We start from the raw sequence: 20,499 nt of genomic DNA on the forward strand, positions 1-20,499 counted from the left end.
CTAGCTAACTTGATTTAAATTCTTTATTTAACGTTTTTATTAAAAAATAAAGTCTTAATATAAATTAATCTTAAAACATAAAAGGTGCACAAGTGCACCTTTTATGTTTTAAACCAGACCTGCATCGGAGTGAAATAAACAACCCAAATTTATTCTAGACGGATATTTGCCATTTTTTGACTACCTAACAAGGAATCAGTGATCACTTGCGGTAAAAAACCCTGAGCTGATGCCACAATTGCCTTTGACTCAAGCCCTACAATTCGCGCATTTACCAAGTAACCTGCATCGTGTTTGACTAAGGTGCCAAGTAATACGTATTCAATCGGTAGGTTTGGTTTTAGCTCGAGATAATCACGACTTAATATAAAGTCCCCTTCAGGTGTTACCCGAAAAAAGTCGGTGGTTTTAAAATCTATCACCGGAATACCAAATTTATAAATTTCGTGTTGGAAACTTTCAGCGATTTGTTTACCAAGCACACCGGCGCTATCGAGAGTGCCATCTATCAATACAAAACTAGCAATACCAATAGGCGTTTGTTCATTAACATAGGTTAAGTTTTCAATCAGATCATGGGTGATACCACGAATATAATGATTAATATTGCGGTTTGCAGCGTTGCTATAAACTTTACCTATATCTGGTGAATTATTAAATCCAGCTGCTGATACGCTATTTAAATAAGTACCATATTGATCAAACACTAATGATTGCTCAAGTGCATCATCATTTAATTTAGCCTCATTTTTAATACTGGCTTGAGTTTTTGGTTGGCTATCGAGCTGACTCCATTTTTCAATTGACTCACAACCAGTCAACCCAATACACAGGCTAATAAACAGTAACTTTTTCATAAGACCTCCTTAATAAGCACTGCGATTAAGCTGACCTGCACGAAGTGATACCTTTTCATGCCCCCAAGCAACATTGTTTGGAATATACGTTGTGGCCGCAGCCACCACACTTTGATCGCTCGTATTAACCAAGCGTAAATTAACCTGTGTTTTTGTTTGCTCTGAATTGAGTGTACCAACCACTAAATATTGGGCATTGGCGTCTTGATGCAGCTGCGAAGGGTCGCGTGATAAAAACAAATCAGCTTCAGGTGAGATTTTAATACGTTGGCGTAATGTCAGTTCGGTTAATTTAAACCCTGCCTGCGTCATTACGGTGGCTAAACTATCTTGCAATTGTGCACCTAACTGAAGCTGCTGCGAAGTCGGCTCTGCCATCGACGGCAAAAAAGTGCCAACCGCTACGCGAGCATTGGGCGGAAAGTTAAGCGGTTTGGCGAGCAATTGTGAAACAAGCTGTGCGGCATAACTTTGAATAACAGGCTGATCCTGATCCATCACTGTTGTGCGTACAGGCGCTGGATCGCTTGAAAAGAATAGCGGTGTACTAATTTTACAACCGGTTAAAAATAACATGCATAACGCAGCTGGAAGATAGCAATACTGTGACTTGTTCATTTATACACGCCTATAAAGATGTAATTATCTAAATATTAAGCAAGTAAAATGCCAAGTAGTAAAATAAGAAAAGGCTGATTGATTATCGAACCCGTACGCCATCTCTAAAGTCAGAGCTAACTAAGCCTGCGGTGACATAATTTGGGATCAAACCATGGGCAGAGGCGACTACTAATTTCGATTTAACCCCAACGACACGTGCATTCACTAAGTAACCAGTGCGGTGTTTGACTAAGGTACCCGCTAAAATAAACTGAGTGGCAATATCATTGCCAAGCTCTAAATAATCGCGGCTTAAAATATAATCACCACTTGGAGCAACACGCAAATAATCCGTCACCTTAAAATCAATTACTGCTATTCCCGCTTTATATAATTCATGAATGAAGTTTTCTGAAAGCTGCTGGCCAAATAAATTAGTTTTCATCAAATCGCCATCAAGCATTACAAAGCTTGCAACCGCAACAGGAGCACCTTTGACAATACCTGCTAGATTTGGCAATAATTCTGCGCAAAGTTGCTGAACAAAAAATTGCATATTACGCTGATCACTATTAATGGCGCTACCAAGTTGGTTATACGCTGCCGGATGACCATTTATATCTTCAGCGGAGGAGAAATAAGGTTCGGTGGCAAAGTAGCTCCCCTGGCCAATATTAACGCTTCTGACAGCCGTGTAACCCGACTCATTCCCTTGACTTAAAACTGGCGGTACAAACAGCGAAACAGCCATGCTAATTAATAGTAATTGCTTCATTGAAAACTCCTAAAAACCGCTATGACTTAAACAATCTAGCAAAAGGGAAATTATCGAAATAAATACATGGATAAATTTTGGATAATCGTTATCTGCTATAACGGCCGATCTCGGCTTTTCTTTAACGTTCTGCTGAAATATTTTGTAACGAGAAAACGTCAGTCATCGGCTTAAAAGCTAACCGACGTAATCTTTATACACTAGCGTAATAATTACATCAGTCAACTTCGAACAAGCAATTGGTAACTACAATAACGTTTTTATGTAGGTTGTTAATTCATCTTTTAAATCATCACGGCGCAACGCATAAGATATATTTGCTTTCATATAACCAAGCTTACTGCCACAGTCATGGCTTTTACCTTTCATGTAATAGGCTTCAACGTCATCTGTTTCCATCAGCAATGCAATGGAATCGGTGAGCTGAATTTCATCACCAGCACCGGGGGGTGTACGTTTTAGCATCTGCCAAATTTTTTCGTTTAAGACATAACGACCCACCACCGCTAAATTTGAGGGTGCTTCATCCACAGGTGGTTTTTCAACCATAGCAACAATTTTAGCTGATTCCCCCGCGTTGAGCCTAACCCCTTGAATATCGACAACACCAAATTTATCAACATCATGATGCGGCACTTCTTCAACCATAATTTGGCTAAGCCCATCTTGATTATATTTAGCAATCATAGCTGCAAGATTGTCTTGTTTAAGATTGCAAGTCGCATCATCTAAAATAACATCGGGTAAAATTACCGCAAAAGGTTGATCACCAATAATAGGCGCCGCACATGCAATAGCATGGCCTAAGCCTTTGGCTTCACCTTGGCGCACATGAATAATTGTCACATCTTTTGGGCAAATACTTTGCACCTCGGCCAAAAGCTGACGTTTAACGCGCTTTTCAAGTGTGGCTTCTAACTCAAAACTGGTATCAAAATGGTTTTCAATTGAGTTTTTACTGGCGTGAGTCACTAATACTATTTCTTTTATACCAGCAGCAATGGCTTCAGCAACAACATATTGGATCAGTGGTTTATCAACAATCGGCAACATTTCTTTTGGAATAGCTTTGGTGGCAGGCAACATCCTGGTGCCCAAACCAGCCACTGGGATCACTGCTTTTTGAATTTTTTTCATCATCTAACAACCTTGTTTATGAATTAAGTTAAATTGCGACAGGCGCCTTAATATGCGGATGCGCTTGATAATTCTCAAGTTCAAAGTCTTCGAACTTAAACGCAAAAATATCTTTTACTGCTGGGTTTATTTTCATTGTTGGCTTTGGAAATGGCGTGCGTGAAAGCTGCTCATCAACTTGCTCTAAATGATTAGAATATAAATGCGCATCACCAAAGGTATGAACAAAATCACCCACTTTTAAATCACACACTTGTGCAATCATCATAGTTAATAATGCATAGCTGGCGATATTAAACGGCACGCCTAATAAAATGTCAGCGCTACGTTGATACAGCTGACACGATAATTTACCTTCGAGTACATAAAACTGAAATAACGTATGGCAAGGCGGCAAGGCTTGTTTACCCATCGCCGCATTTTCGCTTGGTGAAAATTGGGTATCGGGTAATACCGCAGGGTTCCAAGCACTGACAATTAACCGACGCGAATCAGGGTTGGTTTTGATTTGCTTGATAAGCTCTGCAATTTGGTCAATCACTTGCCCATCAAGGCCTTGCCAAGAGCGCCACTGTGCGCCATAAACAGGCCCAAGTTCGCCCTCTTCAGTTGCCCAACCATCCCAAATTTTCACGCCATTATCGGTTAAATACTTAATATTGGTATCACCGGCTAAAAACCATAGCAGTTCATGAATGATTGATTTTAAATGGCATTTTTTAGTGGTTACCAGCGGAAAACCTTCACTCAAATTAAAGCGCATTTGATAACCAAATACACTGATTGTACCCGTGCCTGTTCTATCTTCTTTTTTAACACCATGTTCTTTTACATGGCGCATTAATTCTAAATACTGTTTCATTTTGTGCTTCTACATTAATTTAATACGGTTTTTTGATTACTGCGATAGGCCCAAATTAAAAAGCCAATCCCCGCAAAAATCATTGGGGTTGATAAAATTTGCCCCATAGAAATCACGCCCGCAAACAAACCTAAATGCGCATCGGGCTCTCTAAAATACTCAACTATAAAGCGGAAACTACCATAGCCAAGTAAGAATACACCGGCAACACTGCCTGCAGGACGGGGCTTTTTAATAAACCATTGTAAGATAAGAAACAGCACTAACCCCTCAAGTAAAGCTTCATATAATTGCGATGGGTGGCGTGCAATTGGGCCTGCCCCCGGAAAAATAATCCCCCATGAGACATCAGTAGTGCGGCCCCATAATTCACCATTAATAAAATTACCTATGCGTCCGGCAAGCAAACCAAGCGGCACCAGAGGTGCAACAAAATCACCTACGGCTAACAAAGCCTTTTTACGTGTTTTCGCAAACCACATAACAGCTAAAGAAACGCCGATTACACCACCATGAAAAGACATGCCACCTTGATCGATGCGAAATAAATAAAGTGGATTTTCGAGGAAATAACTAAATTGGTAGAACAGCACATAGCCAACTCGTCCTCCTAAAATCACGCCCAACATGCCATAAAATAGCAAGTCACTCACCTGATCTTTGGTCCACGCACCTTGGCTTTTTTGTGCTTGGCGATTAGCTAAAAACATCGCACAGGCAAAACCAATTAAGTACATCATGCCGTACCAACGAACACTTAAGGGTCCAACAGAAAAAATTATCGGATCGATTTCAGGAAACGCTAACGCCATTCATTTATGCCTTTAAGAAAATAACATTCGTATTGCGACTATTACCAATAACAGTGCAAAGATTTTTTTTATCATACCCACAGGTAAATAGTGGGTTGCTTTTGCTCCTAATTGAGCAAAAATTGCCGAAGTCACTACTATACCAAACAATGCCGGCAAATAAACAAATCCGACAAAACCATCATCAAGATTTGTAGTGCTTAAACCCGATGATACGTAACCAATAGTACCAAATACGGCAATGACGATGCCGCTTGCAGCAGAGCAGCCAATCGCTTTTTTCATATTAACTGAAAAGAAAGTTAAAAATGGAACTAACAGAGCCCCGCCGCCAATGCCTATTAACCCCGAAACACCACCTAAAACAGCGGTACTGGTTGTTAAAATCAAACGATTTGGCAAGGTTCTAACTATTTTACTTGGTCGGCTGAGCATCATACGAAGTGCAATAAATACCACACTAATTGCAAACACACTTTTTAGAAATTGTACCGGAATAAAACTGGCCAAAAAGCCACTTAATAACGCCCCAACAGCGACACCAACCAGCACAGCAGGAGCGATATCCCAAGGAATATTGTGATTTTTATGATGCGCGAACGCCGATGAGGTAGAGGTAAATATGATTGAAGCTAAAGAAGTGGCTATTGCTACAACAAACACATGATCTGATGTTAATACATGGAATTTGACCAATAAAAAACACAGCGCAGGGACAATAATTAACCCTCCCCCAATGCCTAATAATCCGGCCAAAAATCCAACGATACAACCGAGTAAAGCACAAAAGGTAATGATTGAAATAAAGTCTGTCATACACATCCAAATTCAAAATAGCTATATACTTATTCTTTATGATTATAGTTAATTTTTTTAGATAAAACAGTCACTAAATTGATTCAGACATGCCGTGACAAGTATAAAGTAGCTGACTTAAGCCATGTTCAACAATAAAATTGCGCACTAAACGCTGCACTAAAATGGCACTTGGCTGACGTAAACATTCAGCAAGTAAGTCTTTCATATAACGTACTTCAAGGCGACGTAAAGCCCATTTAACTTGGTTAATTGAGCTTGGGTTCATACTTAAACTGCGATACCCCATCGCAACCAGTAAAATTGCGCCTTCCGGATCAGCCGCAAGCTCACCACATAAACTAAACGGTAACTCAAACTGCTGACATTGCTCGGCAATATTATTTAAAACCCGCAGCACCGCTGGGTGAAATGGATTAAATAGCTCAGCAACTCTGCTATTCGTTCTGTCTACAGCCAGTAAATATTGGGTTAAATCGTTACTACCCACGGAACAAAAATCGACTTTTCCTGCCCATTCAGGAATAAGCCAAGTGCTTGAAGGCACTTCGAGCATGACACCAATTTCAGGCATTTCAATTTGGCAAAACTGATCAGCCCACTCATCAGCTAATTCATAATAAGCGCGCTCTAACAATTGCTTTGCTTGAGCTACTTCGCTGACTTCTGTAACCATAGGGAATAGTATTTTTAAATTACCTAAACCGGCATTGGCTTTAAGCATGGCTTTGAGTTGATCTAAAAACAGCTCTGGGTGATCTAAACTTACCCGAATACCACGCCAACCTAAAAATGGATTTTCTTCTTTTACATCAAAGTAGCTGAGCATTTTATCCCCACCAATATCGAGGGTTCGCATTACCACAGGAGATGGGTGATAAGCGCTCAGCACTTGGCGATACCAAAGCTCTTGCTCATTTTGAGTTGGAAAGGTACTGCGCTGCATAAACCACGCTTCGGTGCGATATAAACCAACTCCGTCAATGTAATTGGCATTGGCTAAATCAGCTGAAATTTCAAGCCCCGCATTAACCAGTAAGCGAATATGTTCTCCATCTAAGGTTTCAGCCGCTAAATGATGCTCAGATGCAAATTGGTCATGCAATATCCCTTCTTGCTTTTTAAGTTGGGTATATTCGCTAAGAAGCATTTTTGAAGGTGACACATATAAACGCCCAGCATAAGCATCTAATATGATTTCTTTACCTTCAACTTGCAAAATAGGTAACTCACTCACCCCCCAAATTGCAGGGATCCCAAGTGCTCGCGTTAAAATTGAAGCATGAGAATTGGCTGCACCACTGACACTGATCACACCGGCAATTTTATCTTTTGGCACATCAGCCAGCATGGTTGGAGTAAGTACATCAGCGACAAGAATGGTATTTTCGGGATACGATTTGTAGGCCTGCTGCGTATCGTGCATGTGGTGCAATACACGTAAACCGATATCTTGAATATCGATGGCACGTTCTTTTAAGTAGGTATCTTGCATCGCCATAAATTGGCTCACAAGCTTTTCAATCACAAGCTTTAACGCGCTTTTTGCACACCAACCCGCTTTAATTTCATTTTCAACACTGTTACCTAAACTTTTGGCATCGAGTAAATTTTGATAAACATGAAATACAGCCACAGTTTCTTCAGAAAGGCTGCCCGCAAGCTCTTGTGACATTAAATTAAAATCATGACGTGTGGCACTAACCGCTTGGCGAAACAAGGTTAGCTCAGCAGTGACATCACTATGCTTTCGAATTTCAAAACTGTTAAATGTAAGCTCAGGCAACACCACAAATGCATGGCCAATCGCAATACCTGGGGCACCCGATAAGCCTTTTAAGCAAGAGGTTTGATGACCAAGCTCATCTTGCTTTAGAATTTCCTTTAGTTCGACCAAAGCCAGCTGAGATGCTAACTGTGCCGATAGCGTAACTAACAAAGACTCTTCGTCTTGCGTAAACACCCGAGCAATTTTTTGCTGCACAACAATAACGCCCAACACCTTTTTTTGATGCACTATTGGCACCGCTAAAAAAGCATTATAGTTATCTTCTTTTACTTCTGGAGCATGCATAAAACGAGGATGGGTTTGCGCAAAAGCTAAGTTAATTGGCTCTTCGCGCTGCGCAACTAAACCAACAAGACCTTCGGTAAATCCAATACGAAACTTACCCACTGCTTCAGGGTTTAACCCTTCGGTTGCCATCAAAACAAAATCATCTTGCGAATAATCGGCAAAATACACCGAGCAACATTCTGTATTGATGGCCTCTTTGACAGACAAAACAAAACAACTCAACGCACTATGTAAATTAGGCTGCTGAGACACCGCCTCTGCAATTTTACGTAATACGGCTAACATACAAGCCACACAACAAGGTAATCAGTAGCTGCATTGAATTGAATTGATGTCATGATTCTTCCTTAATTGTGTGAGCGCCAAACCTCTCGGGTAATTTCTTTTTTATAAAATGGCATCGCAATTGGCGCAAATTCCTTCATCACACGACGGTAAACATCGCGTTTAAAAGACACCACTTGACGAACGGGATACCAATAACTTACCCAGCGCCAACCATCAAACTCTGGGTGATGCGTTTTGAGTAAGTTTACATCTTCGTCTTTACACTTGAGCTTGAGTAAAAACCACTTTTGTTTTTGACCAACACAGACTGGACTTGAATCTTTACGGATCAGTCTTTTTGGTAATTTATATCGTAACCAATGTTTAGAGCTTGCCAAAATTTCAACATCTTCTGGTAACAGCCCTACTTCTTCATGTAACTCTCGAAACATAGTTTGTTCTGGGGTTTCACCATCATCAACACCGCCTTGTGGAAATTGCCACGAATGTTGACCATAACGCTTCGCCCAAAAAACCTGTCCTTGATTATTACAAATCACAATTCCGACATTGGCTCGAAATCCTTCGGCATCAATCACCTATAGAGCCTCGTAATCTGTCGACTTTTACTGATTGTTCCACAATCCCTGAGTTACGGCAAATATAAATCCAGCTTTTACTCACCTTATTCACACCTTACCCAATACGGTGAGTAAAGATGAACATTTTACAAACAAATCCACAATATAACGCCATTAAACTAAGGTTCTCCACAGTTTCTGTGGATAAGTGTGTTCATATTCTTGTATTTCAATCACCAAACCTCTTGTAACTTTGTATCATCTTAGATACAAAACAAAATAAACCAAACAAAAACATAAGCTTGAATTAAAAAAACAAAAAATCGCCCACTAAACAGCACTCAAAAAACAACCAGCTCACTTTTCAACCAAAAGCAAAGTTATGCACTTTTTATCGTCAATTTACGCTAAAAAAGTGCACATTTTCACTTTTACCTTGGATAACTTATTTTCTTGTTGATTTTGTCAATCCTTTATTCACTCAAATTATTCAATAATGAATAAATTCTTTATAACTTTTGCCTTGCCCAGTAAACTCCCTTCTTAATAGACAAAACTGATCTTGAGTAATTATTTCGATGACTTTTCCGAGCAAACCAACTCCTCCAACTAGCATTGCGCAACTGATGACTCGAGTTGATGCTATTGCAGGCTTAACTTTAGGAGAGCTTGCGGCGCATTATCACTTTAAGACACCAAAAGACTTACTCAAAGACAAAGGCTGGATTGGACAACTGATTGAATGGGTTTTAGGGGCTTCGGCGGGCTCTCGCCCTGAACCAGACTTCCCTGAATTAGGCATTGAGTTAAAAACCATACCAATTTCATACACAGGTAAACCTCTCGAAACAACGTATGTTTCAGTGACACCATTAATTAATTTGCAAAACGCAACATGGCAAAATAGTGTAGTGAAAAAAAAGCTGAACCATGTTTTGTGGTTGCCTATTTTATCTGAACGTGACATTCGACCCGATCAACGTATTATTGGTTCTGGATTTTTATGGCAACCAACCGCATTACAAGAAGCACAATTGCGCCAAGACTGGGAAGAGCTTACCGAGATGATAGCCCTCGGTGAAATAGACAAAATAAATGGTAAATATGGCCAAGTGATGCAAATTCGGCCAAAGGCAGCCAATGCCAAAGCATTGACCAATGCAATTGGGCCAAACGGTAGTATTATTCAAACACTACCAAGAGGTTATTACCTAAAAACTCACTTTACCCAAGCGATTTTATCGCAGCAATTTGGCCTGTAACCTCTTTGGCGAATAGCAAAATTTCACACCACCTCAAATGCCTGCTGCTCGGCTTAAAGGCATAAAAAAACCACCCGAAGGTGGTTTTTAATAAAGTATCAGATTACTGACCTTTAATTTCGCTACGACCGTTATATTTAACCGCAGCACCTAATTGCTCTTCAATACGAAGTAATTGGTTATACTTTGATACGCGATCTGAACGACATAACGAACCTGTTTTAATTTGGCCCGCTGCAGTACCAACAGCTAAATCAGCAATTGTTGCATCTTCAGTTTCACCTGAACGATGAGAGATAACCACGGTAAAGCCTGCCGCTTTTGCCATGTTAATCGCTTCTAACGTTTCAGTGAGTGAACCAATTTGGTTAAATTTGATTAAGATTGAATTACCAATCCCGTTATCAATCCCACGTTTTAAAATCTTGGTATTGGTAACAAATAAATCATCACCCACAAGTTGAACTTTATCACCTATTTTATCGGTTAATACTTTCCAACCATCCCAGTCACTTTCGTCTAAACCATCTTCGATTGATACGATTGGGTAACGTACACTTAAATCGGCTAAGAAGTCAGCAAAACCTTCAGAATTGAATGTTTTACCTTCGCCTTTTAAGTCGTAAACACCATCATGATAAAACTCAGATGAAGCACAATCTAACGCTAACGTAATGTCTTTATTCATGACATAACCAGCGCCTTCTACCGCTTCAACAATCACAGCAAGTGCTTCTTCGTTTGATTTAAGGTCTGGTGCAAAACCACCTTCATCACCTACCGCAGTGCTTAAGCCACGCGCGCTTAATACTTTTTTCAGTGTATGGAAGATTTCAGCGCCCATGCGTAATGCTTCACGGAAATTCGGAGCGCCAACTGGTTGGATCATAAACTCTTGAATATCAACGTTGTTATCTGCATGCTCACCACCATTGATGATATTCATCATTGGAACTGGCATTGAATACTGGCCAGGAGTACCATTTAAATCAGCGATATGCTCATAAAGTTGTACACCTTTAGCTTGAGCTGCAGCTTTCGCTACCGCTAATGACACAGCTAGGATGGCATTTGCACCAAATTTTTCTTTATTTTCAGTGCCATCAAGCTCAATCATGATGCCGTCAATTTTTGCTTGCTCAATTGCATTTTGACCTGCAACAGCATTAGCAATATCCGTGTTGACAAAGTTTACAGCGGTTAAAACGCCTTTGCCTAAGTAACGTGATTTATCCCCATCACGTAATTCCAGTGCTTCACGAGTACCGGTAGATGCCCCTGATGGCGCGCACGCACGTCCCCAAGCGCCACATTCCAGATGTACATCTGCTTCGACAGTTGGGTTACCACGTGAATCCATAATCTCACGACCAATCACTTTAACTATTTTTGACATCTTTTTTCCTCTTTCCCAAACTTTGGTTGCTAAAACAAATAGGCCGTGATAAATCACGGCCTATTTTAAATTTGATTATGATGACGCTTTTTGAAAGTCACGAGCGGCAGCTACAAACCCTTCAAACAGAGGGTGACCATCACGAGGTGTTGACGTGAACTCAGGATGGAACTGAGCCGCGATAAACCAAGGGTGATCTTTGTTTTCAATAATTTCGACTAACTTTTTATCTTCAGATAAGCCAGTAAATGCAAGGCCAGCTTGTTCTAAACGCTCAACGTAGTTGTTATTAACTTCATAACGGTGACGATGACGCTCTACAATTTCAGCTGAACCGTAAACCTGATGCACTTTTGAGCCTTCAGTTAAATGACATAACTGCGAACCTAAACGCATGGTGCCACCTAAATCAGATGCTTCATCACGTAATTCAACATTACCTTCTGCATCTAACCACTCAGTAATTAAACCAACAACTGGGTGTGGGCTTGCTGGGTCAAATTCAGTTGAGTTAGCACCGGCAAGGCCTGCAACATTTCGCGCATATTCAATTAACGCTACTTGCATCCCTAAACAAATACCAAGGTAAGGTACTTTGTTTTCACGTGCATATTTAGCCGCTAAAATCTTACCTTCAACACCACGATGGCCAAAACCACCTGGTACTAATATCGCATCTAAACCAGATAAAATTTCTACGCCTTTACTTTCAACATCTTGAGAATCAACATATTGAATGTTTACCGTCACACGGTTTTTAAGACCCGCATGTTTTAGCGCTTCGTTTACTGATTTGTACGCATCAGGTAATTCGATGTATTTACCTACCATACCAATGGTCACTTCACCCGTAGGGTTCGACTCTTGATACAATACTTGTTCCCATTCAGCTAAGTCGGCTTCAGGACAATCTAAGTAGAAACGACGACAAACTAGGTCATCTAAACCCTGAGTTTTTAAAATCGATGGGATTTGGTAAATACTCGATACATCTTTGAGTGAAATAACCGCTTTTTCTTCTACGTTAGTAAATAACGCAATTTTTGCACGCTCATTGGCAGGAATTGCACGGTCTGAACGACAAATTAAGATATCTGGTTGAATACCAATTGAGCGCAGCTCTTTTACTGAGTGCTGAGTTGGTTTAGTTTTTAGCTCACCAGCAGCACCTAAATGTGGTACTAGCGTTAAGTGCATATAAAGTGCCGCTTCACGGCCCAATTCTGTACCTAACTGGCGAATTGCTTCTAAAAACGGTTGTGATTCGATATCACCTACTGTGCCGCCGATTTCAACAATCGCAATGTCACAGCCTTCTGCACCTTCAAGTACACGACGTTTAATATCGTTAGTGATATGTGGGATCACTTGGATCGTTGCACCTAAGAATTCACCACGACGCTCACGACGTAGTACATCTTCAAATACACGACCTTGTGTGAAGTTGTTTTTCTTGGTCATTTTAGTGCGAATAAAACGCTCATAATGACCTAAATCCAGATCTGTCTCTGCACCGTCTTCTGTGACGAATACTTCACCGTGTTGGATTGGGCTCATCGTGCCTGGGTCTACATTGATGTATGGATCGAGCTTTAGCATGGTGACTTTTAAACCACGTGCCTCTAAGATAGCGGCCAATGAAGCTGCGGCAATACCTTTACCCAAGGAGGATACAACACCACCCGTTACGAAGATAAATTTTGTACTCATGCGAACCCTAAGATGTCAGGAATTAAAATGGAATAAATAAGAAACAAGACGGGAAAGCATTATACTAAAAAGCACCCAGACACTCAAATAATTTAGCTAAATCAGCCCAACTATTTTTAGACCGAGCTCCTTTTTACCACGCGCTAAACCAATAAAAACGTTAACTTTGTGTTAAGTTTGACCGTTTAACTTGCTCCCAAGCCTCATCCATTTGCGTTAATGTTGCTGTTTCAAGGCTTATTCCTTGCTTGGTTAAAATGACTTCAACCTGTTCAAATCGTAGGCAAAACTTTCGATTTGCGTTGCGCAATAATTGTTCAGGATCGTGTTTACCGTGGCGCGCAACATTAACAACAGCAAATAATAGATCTCCCAGCTCTTCAGCTGTTTTATCGGAATAAGGGTTGTCGTTAATTTCAACTGCCACTTCTTCAACTTCTTCTTGCACTTTAGCAAACGCACCACTAATTTCGGGCCAATCAAAACCTAAGGCCGCGACTTTTTGCTGAATTTTATTTGCACGACTAAGCGCAGGTAAGTTTGGCAAAACAGTATCAAACATCTTAGCTTTAATTTCGCCATTAGGCTGCAAAGCTTGGCGCTCTTGAGCCTTAATTGCTTGCCATTGCTGTGCTAATTGGCTGTCATTGAGGGTCATTGCCTCATCACTAAAAACATGGGGGTGGCGTCGAACCAACTTTTCATTCAGCGTATTAACTACATCATTAAAATCAAATAACTGCTGTTCTTTTGCTAATTGAGAATAAAAGATAACCTGAAACAATAAATCACCAAGCTCACTTTTTAAACCTGCTAAGTCGCCTTTTTCAATCGCATCGGCGACTTCATACGCTTCTTCAAGGGTATGGGGCACGATAGATTCAAAGGTTTGTTTAATATCCCAAGGGCAACCTGTTTGTGGGTCGCGCAGTTGCTGCATTATTTCTAACAATTGCGCCATGGCTGATTTAGTCATGCTGCACCTTAATTTGAACGCTGCGCTTCATAAACGCCTTCTATTTGCGCTATTTTACCAAGCACTCGATTCATGGTTTCAATATCAGCCACTTCTAATTTCATTTCAAAAATAGCCAATTGTTGCTCTGAAAGCGTTCGTACATTCATGTTTTGTACGTTGATCCGCTCATTGGCCAATACACCACTAATATCACGAATTAAACCTGGGCGATCATTGGCTTCAATGCGCACAGTAAGCGTATAAATATTGCTGACATCCGCCGCCCAACTCACTGCAATAACGCGCTCTGGATGGCTTTTTTTCAATACTTCGTATTGCTCGCAATCGGCTCGATGTACGCCAATTCCACGACCTTGAGTAATATAACCACCGATTAATTCACCCGGTACCGGCTGACAACAGCCAGCAACGTGGCTCATTAAACTACCTACACCATCAACAACAATGCCGTTTTTATCCCCTTTTTTATTCGCAGGTCGGCTATAACGCTTAAATTTAGGCTCTTCTTCAACCACTTGATTACTTTGTAGATAATTAAGCAACTGATTTAAGCGGATATCACCCGCCCCAACTGCCACCAGCAAATCATCGATATGGTTAAAGTTATATTTTGCCAAAACATCTTTTAAATCTTTATTGGTCAGCGATAACTTAGTTAACTCACTGTCGATAATCTCTTTACCGGCTTGGAGATTTTTATCGCGATCGAGTTGCTTAAACCAATGATGAATTTTGGCTCGTGCTCGTGACGACTTAACATAACCAAGTGATGGATTAAGCCAATCACGACTTGGGTTGGGTTCTTTTTGAGTTAAAATCTCAACTTGATCGCCCGTGCTTAATTGATGGGTAAAAGGTACGATTTTGCCAAACACTTTGGCGCCGATACAACGATGCCCTACGTTTGAGTGAATGTAATAAGCAAAATCAAGCGGCGTCGCGCCAAGAGGTAAATCAATAATATCGCCACGCGGGGTAAAGACATACACCCTATCTTCAATCACTTGGTTTTTTAATTCATCAGCGATTTCAGTGCCATCAGTGACTTCTTCTTGCCACTGCAATATTTTGCGTAACCAATTTATTTTTTGCTCATAACCCGAATTGCGTCCAGGTAACGAACCTTCTTTATACAGCCAATGTGCTGCTACACCTAGCTCTGCATCTTGATGCATTTCGTGGGTGCGAATTTGAATTTCCACCGTTTTGCCCTCAGGGCCTACAACGACAGTATGAATTGATTGGTAGCCATTGGTTTTTGGCGTGGCAATGTAATCATCAAATTCTTTATTTAGATGACGCCAATTGGTGTGAACGATGCCTAAAGCAGCATAACAATCTTGAATTTTATCGACCACAACTCGCAAAGCGCGAATATCAAATAGCTGGTCAAATTCATAGTTTTTCTTATACATCTTTTTATAGATGCTATAGATATGCTTTGGACGACCATATACTTGCGCGCCAATACCGGCTTCTGCCAGTTTATCTTCTATCACCTTGACCATATTGACCATGTAACTTTCACGATCAAGACGTTTGTCTTCTAATAACTTGGCAATTTTTTTGTATGTATCTGGGTGTAAATAGCGAAATGAAAGGTCTTCAAGCTCCCACTTTAATTGACCAATCCCCAAACGATTTGCCAAAGGTGCAAAAATATTCGCTGTTTCTTTGGCAGCAATAACACGCTCTTCTTCCGTCGCATTTTTAACAGCGCGTAGATGGCATACTTGCTGGGCAAGTTTAATCACTACGGCACGCACATCTTCAACCATCGCAAGCAGCATACGGCGAATATTATCGATTTGTACGGATTCTTTATCTTGATAGGCTAGCATGCTAATGGTTGCCATTTGCACTACACCACTTAATAAAATCGCGACCGATTTGCCTAGTTGTTTTTCAATCGTTTCAAGTACTAATGCATCGGCTAAAAAGAAAGGCGTTAAGTAAGCGGTTGCCAACGTATCATCATCTAAATTCAGCTCAGCTAAAATCTCGACCATTTCGCGCGCGGTGGCAAAAGGCAGGTTTTCATCAAGCGCGGCACAAAACTCAATAGCTTGGTGTAATTTTTTACTTTTTTCAGGCACTAAATTTAAGTGTTCAAGCCACGCTTGTTGACTTGCCTGACTAGCATTTAAATGAGACTTACGTATAGAAACCATGCTCACTACCTCTTAACAAACAAGACCATCGTTTCGATATGACCTGTATGTGGAAACATATTCATTAATGCGATTTTATCGAGTGTAAATCCTGCCTGAGTAATCAACTGGCTATCTCGAGCGAGTGTCACAGGATCACATGAAACATATAAAATGCGCTTAAACCGTTTAAGTTTTAGTTGTTGTAGAATTTCAAAAGCGCCCGTGCGCGAAGGATCAAGTACTAAAACATCATAATGTTCGCTAAACCAAGCTTGGCTTGCCATATCTTGACTTAAGTCTTGGCAATAAAATTGAGTATTTGAAAGCTGATTAAGTGCACTATTGTGCTTAGCCATTTGTACCGAAGATTCAACACCTTCAACCCCAACTACCGCCAATGCGTTGGTCGCCATGACTAAACTGAAGTTACCGATCCCACAGAATAAGTCCAGCACTTTTTCATTTTTATCAAGCGCTAACCAATTGATTGCTTGAGATAACATTTGCTGATTAACCGCAGCATTCACTTGAATAAAATTATCTAACCCAAATTCAAAGCGAAGCGACTGCTCACTTAATTGATAACTCGGTGGGGCTAAGTCGTTTAATTCAACTTCTCCCGCTTGTCCTTGTAAAACCAGCAACCATTGATGAGTTAAACATACTCGTTCAATTGCGGCGATATCACTAGCTGCTAAAGGGGCAATATGGCGCACCACTAAATGCGCATGTTCAACACCACATAGCTGTAAATGGGTAATGGCTTGGCCATTTTTTAATTGTGGTAATAAGCTCGAAAACTCACGAAACACTGCTTGATAACGGATATCGAGTACATCACATTGGCCAATATCAACAATTTTCTTTGACCCTTTTTGCCTAAATCCGACATTAAAACTACGTTTTACTTTATCGTAAAACACCGCAATACGAGCACTACGTCGATAGTGTAAAGGGGCTGATTCAATAGCAGGCTGCCAATTGAGCTGATCGATTTTGGCAAATTTATTAAACAGTTGCGTTACCGCATGTTGTTTTTCGACCAGTTGCTGTGATAATTCAAGATGCTGTAACGAGCACCCTCCGCACTGGCTAAAGTGCACACAAAAAGGCTTTACCCGATGCGCACTGGCATTTAAAACTTTAACTGTGGTTAAACGTTCAAACTTAGCTTTACTCTGCTGTGGCTGCGCCAACACTGTTTCGCCTGTCAACGCCCCTTCGACAAAACACACTTTATTATTTTCACGGCTTACACCCACACCTTCATGGTCTAGAGAGTCAATCGTTATTTCACGTTTAGTCTTAGTTTGTGTGGCTTTTTGAGGTTTAAAAAACTGCGCCATAAAGTGCCTTTCATATTGATAAAGCGAGAGTTTAGCTTTACTCTTCAAAGATTAAATAATTGTAACCAAATGCTGTTTTATGACCAAATTAGGCTTAAGAGATTGGATTTTAGTATTAGCCTCAGTACCAACCTTGCTCATAGGGTTACTGCTTGGTGGTTATTTTACACTAAATCGTTATTTGGATCTGAATGATTTTCTGCTTGATCAAGGGATAACCATTATTGAGCCATTGGCGATTGCAACAGAGCAACCCTTGGCTGAGCGCAATAAAAAACTGCTCAATCGTTTAGTTAGCCAAAGTCACAATAAACACGCGCCATTAATTAAAAGCATCGCTATTTTTGATGCCAATAAAGAATTACTCATCACCAGTAATTATCATAAAGATTTTCATTTGCTCACCCCATTTAATGTAGTGCCAAACCAAGGGTTAACCAGCAAAGAAACCGACAACCATTTAGTTTTATCACTGCCGATTTTAGACCATAACAACTTAGATAACGGTTTATTACTTACGGCTGAGCAAACGTTACTTGGTTATATCGTACTTGAACTGAATCAAAATCAAGCGTTAGTTGGCCAGCAAAAAGCTCTTTTAGTCAGTGGTTTTATTATTTTACTGGCTTTTTTTATTAGCATTCTCATGGCGCTACGCTTTAGTAAGTTATTTCTAACCCCCATGAGTAAGCTGCTCTTTGCTATTGATAAACTCAAAGAAGGCGACCAAGACACCTCAATTAATGAACCCATGAGAGGGGAATTTGAATTATTACGCCAAGGATTAAATAGCATTGCGCATAATATGATGCTGCAAAAAGATGAAATGCAAAAACATATCGACCAAGCAATCAGTGACTACCGCGAAACATTAGAACAATACGAAACACAAAATATTCAGCTAAACATCGCCAAAAAAGAAGCCCAAGATGCCAACCGAGTCAAATCTGACTTCTTAGCTAAAATGAGTCATGAGCTGCGCACGCCACTTAATGGTGTAGTAGGATTCACTCGTCAACTTTATAAAACGCCACTCAATAAACACCAAAAAGATTATCTCGATACCATTGAGCTTTCAGCCAATAGCTTGCTAGCAATTATTAATGACATTTTAGATTTTTCGAAATTAGAAGCTGGTGCTATGGAGTTAGAAAGCATTCACTTTCAATTACGTGATACCGTTAACGAAGTACTGACACTCTTAGCCCCATCTGCTCATGATAAAAATTTAGAGCTTTCAATTAACATTCATGACAACGTGCCCGACAGCTTAATTGGCGACCCTACGCGCTTTAAGCAAATTTTAATCAACCTTATCAGTAACGCCATTAAATTTACTGAGTCTGGCCATGTTTTAATTGATGTTGATTGCCGCCATTATGCCAACCAACGTACGTCTATTTTTGTTGCAATTAACGACAGCGGCATTGGCATAAGTGCCAATAAACAAGATGCGCTGTTTTCAGCCTTTGGCCAAGCAGACTCTAGTATTACCCGTAAATTTGGTGGCACAGGGTTAGGTTTAATCATCACTAAACATTTAGTTGAAGCCATGGGCGGCCATATTTCATTAAATTCGGCGGTTGGTAAAGGTAGCTGCTTTACCTTTAATGCTTTTTTTGAACAACCAAAACGTCATTACAGTGATAATTTACCGACAACGCCACTTGAGCAAAAACGCGTTCTGTATTTCGAAACCCATCACCATACCCATGAAGCAACTCAATCTCTTTTACAAAGCTGGAATATGCATGTTACGGCCTGCTTAAGTTTGGCCGAATTAGAACAAGCTCTTACGGGAGAGTTTAGCTTTGACATTGCAATTTTAGGCCATGCAGCATCGCTTGATAACATGAGTGAAATCAAGTCATTAGTTAATCGAGTGCGACCACAGTGCGATTACCTATATTTAATGGTCAATACGGTTTCCCATAATATGCGCGAAGCCTTTATTGGCACAGGAGCCGATGCCTGTTTAAGCAAACCACTTAATCATCGTAAACTATGCGAAAGCCTTGCGGCACCTTATCGGCTTGATCATCCAAGCATTCAAACTCCTGAACAAGCCCAGCGAATATTACCCATTAAAGTACTTGTAGTTGATGATAACGACGCTAATTTAAAACTTATGTGCACCTTATTAGCGGAACAAATAGAATTTATTGATACTGCTCATAATGGTTCACAAGCGCTCAGCTTAGCTAAAACTCATAAGTACGATTTAATCTTTTTAGATATTCAAATGCCCATAATGGATGGCGTTACGGCATGTAAACTAATAATTGAATCATCCATTAATGAATCAACTCCTATTATTGCGGTTACCGCACACGCTTTAGCGGGTGAAAAAGAAAACTTACTGAAAGTTGGCTTTAAAAATTACCTTACCAAACCACTCGATGAAGAAGTATTAAGACAAACAATTTTTGAGTACAGCCCTGATTTTGGCAAAAGCAAAACGCTGATCGCCCAACCCATTGAAAGCAAGCCTGTTGTTGCACCTTTTGACAGCAAACGCATTGATTGGCCCCTTGCACTACAACGCGCAGGCGGCAAAGTAGAGCTCGCTCATGAAATGCTCAACATGTTGTTATTAAGCGTACCAGAAACGCTGGCCGAGCTAAGAGATGCAACGGAGCTTGAAGATAAACAACGAGTGCTTAACATTGTGCATAAATTTCATGGCGCCTGTTGTTACACTGGCGTTCCAAAACTTAAACAACTAGCCGAGACTATCGAAACAGCTTTAAAGCAAGACCAAAGCCTAAGTCAAATCGAACCTGAATTGTTTGAACTTGACGATGAGCTGGTCAATTTAATGATTGATGCCCAAGCACAAATTGCAACCCCAGCCTAACGGCTGAACTTG

At 40.4% G+C, this 20,499-nt stretch carries 16 protein-coding genes; 2 read left to right on the forward strand and 14 right to left on the reverse strand.

Annotated elements, in window-relative coordinates:
- Window positions 1-149 precede the first annotated feature (149 nt).
- The 9 genes from PTUN_RS13435 to rppH form a co-directional block, all read right to left on the reverse strand.
- Complete coding sequence (locus PTUN_RS13435) at window positions 150-857, reverse strand: FlgO family outer membrane protein (RefSeq protein WP_009837468.1); 708 nt, start codon at window positions 855-857, stop codon at window positions 150-152.
- Between the two features lie 9 nt (window positions 858-866).
- Complete coding sequence (locus tag PTUN_RS13440) at window positions 867-1,475, reverse strand: FlgO family outer membrane protein (RefSeq protein WP_050760016.1); 609 nt, start codon at window positions 1,473-1,475, stop codon at window positions 867-869.
- An 82-nt stretch (window positions 1,476-1,557) separates the two neighbouring features.
- Window positions 1,558-2,232 carry a FlgO family outer membrane protein gene (locus PTUN_RS13445; protein ID WP_009837470.1) on the reverse strand — a complete coding sequence of 225 codons (675 nt, stop codon included), beginning with the start codon at window positions 2,230-2,232 and terminating at the stop codon, window positions 1,558-1,560.
- Between the two features lie 246 nt (window positions 2,233-2,478).
- The gene (gene galU / locus PTUN_RS13450) at window positions 2,479-3,369 is read right to left on the reverse strand and encodes a UTP--glucose-1-phosphate uridylyltransferase GalU (RefSeq protein ID WP_009837471.1); all 891 of its coding nucleotides are present in this window, start codon (window positions 3,367-3,369) and stop codon (window positions 2,479-2,481) included.
- 28 nt (window positions 3,370-3,397) lie between these two features.
- Window positions 3,398-4,231: a thymidylate synthase gene (locus PTUN_RS13455; RefSeq protein ID WP_009837472.1), complete on the reverse strand. Its 834-nt coding sequence runs from the start codon at window positions 4,229-4,231 to the stop codon at window positions 3,398-3,400.
- A 14-nt stretch (window positions 4,232-4,245) separates the two neighbouring features.
- A complete protein-coding gene (lgt, locus tag PTUN_RS13460; RefSeq protein ID WP_009837473.1) occupies window positions 4,246-5,043 on the reverse strand; it encodes a prolipoprotein diacylglyceryl transferase in 798 nt (265 codons plus the stop codon).
- Window positions 5,044-5,055: 12 nt separating this feature from the next.
- Window positions 5,056-5,859 carry a sulfite exporter TauE/SafE family protein gene (locus tag PTUN_RS13465; RefSeq protein ID WP_009837474.1) on the reverse strand — a complete coding sequence of 268 codons (804 nt, stop codon included), beginning with the start codon at window positions 5,857-5,859 and terminating at the stop codon, window positions 5,056-5,058.
- Between the two features lie 73 nt (window positions 5,860-5,932).
- On the reverse strand, window positions 5,933-8,221 hold the full coding sequence (ptsP, locus tag PTUN_RS13470; protein WP_009837475.1) for a phosphoenolpyruvate--protein phosphotransferase: 2,289 nt from the start codon (window positions 8,219-8,221) through the stop codon (window positions 5,933-5,935).
- 62 nt (window positions 8,222-8,283) lie between these two features.
- Complete coding sequence (gene rppH / locus PTUN_RS13475; RefSeq protein WP_009837476.1) at window positions 8,284-8,802, reverse strand: RNA pyrophosphohydrolase; 519 nt, start codon at window positions 8,800-8,802, stop codon at window positions 8,284-8,286.
- A gap of 560 nt (window positions 8,803-9,362) precedes the next feature.
- Here rppH and mutH point away from each other — a divergent pair.
- Window positions 9,363-10,046, forward strand: coding sequence for a DNA mismatch repair endonuclease MutH (gene mutH, locus PTUN_RS13480; RefSeq protein WP_009837477.1), 684 nt, complete (start codon window positions 9,363-9,365; stop codon window positions 10,044-10,046).
- A gap of 103 nt (window positions 10,047-10,149) precedes the next feature.
- Here the strand turns inward: mutH and eno are convergent, their stop codons facing one another.
- The 5 genes from eno to rlmD all read right to left on the reverse strand — a co-directional run bounded on the left by eno (window position 10,150) and on the right by rlmD (window position 17,630).
- Complete coding sequence (eno, locus tag PTUN_RS13485) at window positions 10,150-11,442, reverse strand: phosphopyruvate hydratase (protein WP_009837478.1); 1,293 nt, start codon at window positions 11,440-11,442, stop codon at window positions 10,150-10,152.
- Window positions 11,443-11,517: 75 nt separating this feature from the next.
- Window positions 11,518-13,152, reverse strand: coding sequence for a CTP synthase (locus PTUN_RS13490; RefSeq protein ID WP_009837479.1), 1,635 nt, complete (start codon window positions 13,150-13,152; stop codon window positions 11,518-11,520).
- 160 nt (window positions 13,153-13,312) lie between these two features.
- A complete protein-coding gene (gene mazG, locus PTUN_RS13495) occupies window positions 13,313-14,128 on the reverse strand; it encodes a nucleoside triphosphate pyrophosphohydrolase (protein WP_096035255.1) in 816 nt (271 codons plus the stop codon).
- Window positions 14,129-14,136: 8 nt separating this feature from the next.
- Entirely contained in the window at window positions 14,137-16,302 is a 2,166-nt protein-coding gene (gene relA / locus PTUN_RS13500) for a GTP diphosphokinase (RefSeq protein ID WP_009837482.1), read from the reverse strand.
- Window positions 16,303-16,307: 5 nt separating this feature from the next.
- Complete coding sequence (gene rlmD / locus PTUN_RS13505) at window positions 16,308-17,630, reverse strand: 23S rRNA (uracil(1939)-C(5))-methyltransferase RlmD (RefSeq protein WP_009837483.1); 1,323 nt, start codon at window positions 17,628-17,630, stop codon at window positions 16,308-16,310.
- A gap of 79 nt (window positions 17,631-17,709) precedes the next feature.
- Here rlmD and barA point away from each other — a divergent pair, with 79 nt between their 5' ends.
- The gene (barA, locus tag PTUN_RS13510; RefSeq protein WP_009837484.1) at window positions 17,710-20,487 is read left to right on the forward strand and encodes a two-component sensor histidine kinase BarA; all 2,778 of its coding nucleotides are present in this window, start codon (window positions 17,710-17,712) and stop codon (window positions 20,485-20,487) included.
- Window positions 20,488-20,499 lie beyond the last annotated feature (12 nt).

The sequence above is a fragment of the Pseudoalteromonas tunicata genome (assembly GCF_002310815.1).
Classification (GTDB): domain Bacteria; phylum Pseudomonadota; class Gammaproteobacteria; order Enterobacterales; family Alteromonadaceae; genus Pseudoalteromonas; species Pseudoalteromonas tunicata.

Coding starts and splice junctions, on each gene's coding strand:
- PTUN_RS13435 (WP_009837468.1), bottom strand. CDS start 857: ATGAAAAAGTTACTGTTTATTAGCCTGTGTATTGGGTTGACTGGTTGT.
- PTUN_RS13440 (WP_050760016.1), bottom strand. CDS start 1,475: ATGAACAAGTCACAGTATTGCTATCTTCCAGCTGCGTTATGCATGTTA.
- PTUN_RS13445 (WP_009837470.1), bottom strand. CDS start 2,232: ATGAAGCAATTACTATTAATTAGCATGGCTGTTTCGCTGTTTGTACCG.
- galU (WP_009837471.1), bottom strand. CDS start 3,369: ATGAAAAAAATTCAAAAAGCAGTGATCCCAGTGGCTGGTTTGGGCACC.
- PTUN_RS13455 (WP_009837472.1), bottom strand. CDS start 4,231: ATGAAACAGTATTTAGAATTAATGCGCCATGTAAAAGAACATGGTGTT.
- lgt (WP_009837473.1), bottom strand. CDS start 5,043: ATGGCGTTAGCGTTTCCTGAAATCGATCCGATAATTTTTTCTGTTGGA.
- PTUN_RS13465 (WP_009837474.1), bottom strand. CDS start 5,859: ATGACAGACTTTATTTCAATCATTACCTTTTGTGCTTTACTCGGTTGT.
- ptsP (WP_009837475.1), bottom strand. CDS start 8,221: ATGTTAGCCGTATTACGTAAAATTGCAGAGGCGGTGTCTCAGCAGCCT.
- mutH (WP_009837477.1), top strand. CDS start 9,363: ATGACTTTTCCGAGCAAACCAACTCCTCCAACTAGCATTGCGCAACTG.
- eno (WP_009837478.1), bottom strand. CDS start 11,442: ATGTCAAAAATAGTTAAAGTGATTGGTCGTGAGATTATGGATTCACGT.
- PTUN_RS13490 (WP_009837479.1), bottom strand. CDS start 13,152: ATGAGTACAAAATTTATCTTCGTAACGGGTGGTGTTGTATCCTCCTTG.
- mazG (WP_096035255.1), bottom strand. CDS start 14,128: ATGACTAAATCAGCCATGGCGCAATTGTTAGAAATAATGCAGCAACTG.
- relA (WP_009837482.1), bottom strand. CDS start 16,302: ATGGTTTCTATACGTAAGTCTCATTTAAATGCTAGTCAGGCAAGTCAA.
- rlmD (WP_009837483.1), bottom strand. CDS start 17,630: ATGGCGCAGTTTTTTAAACCTCAAAAAGCCACACAAACTAAGACTAAA.
- barA (WP_009837484.1), top strand. CDS start 17,710: ATGACCAAATTAGGCTTAAGAGATTGGATTTTAGTATTAGCCTCAGTA.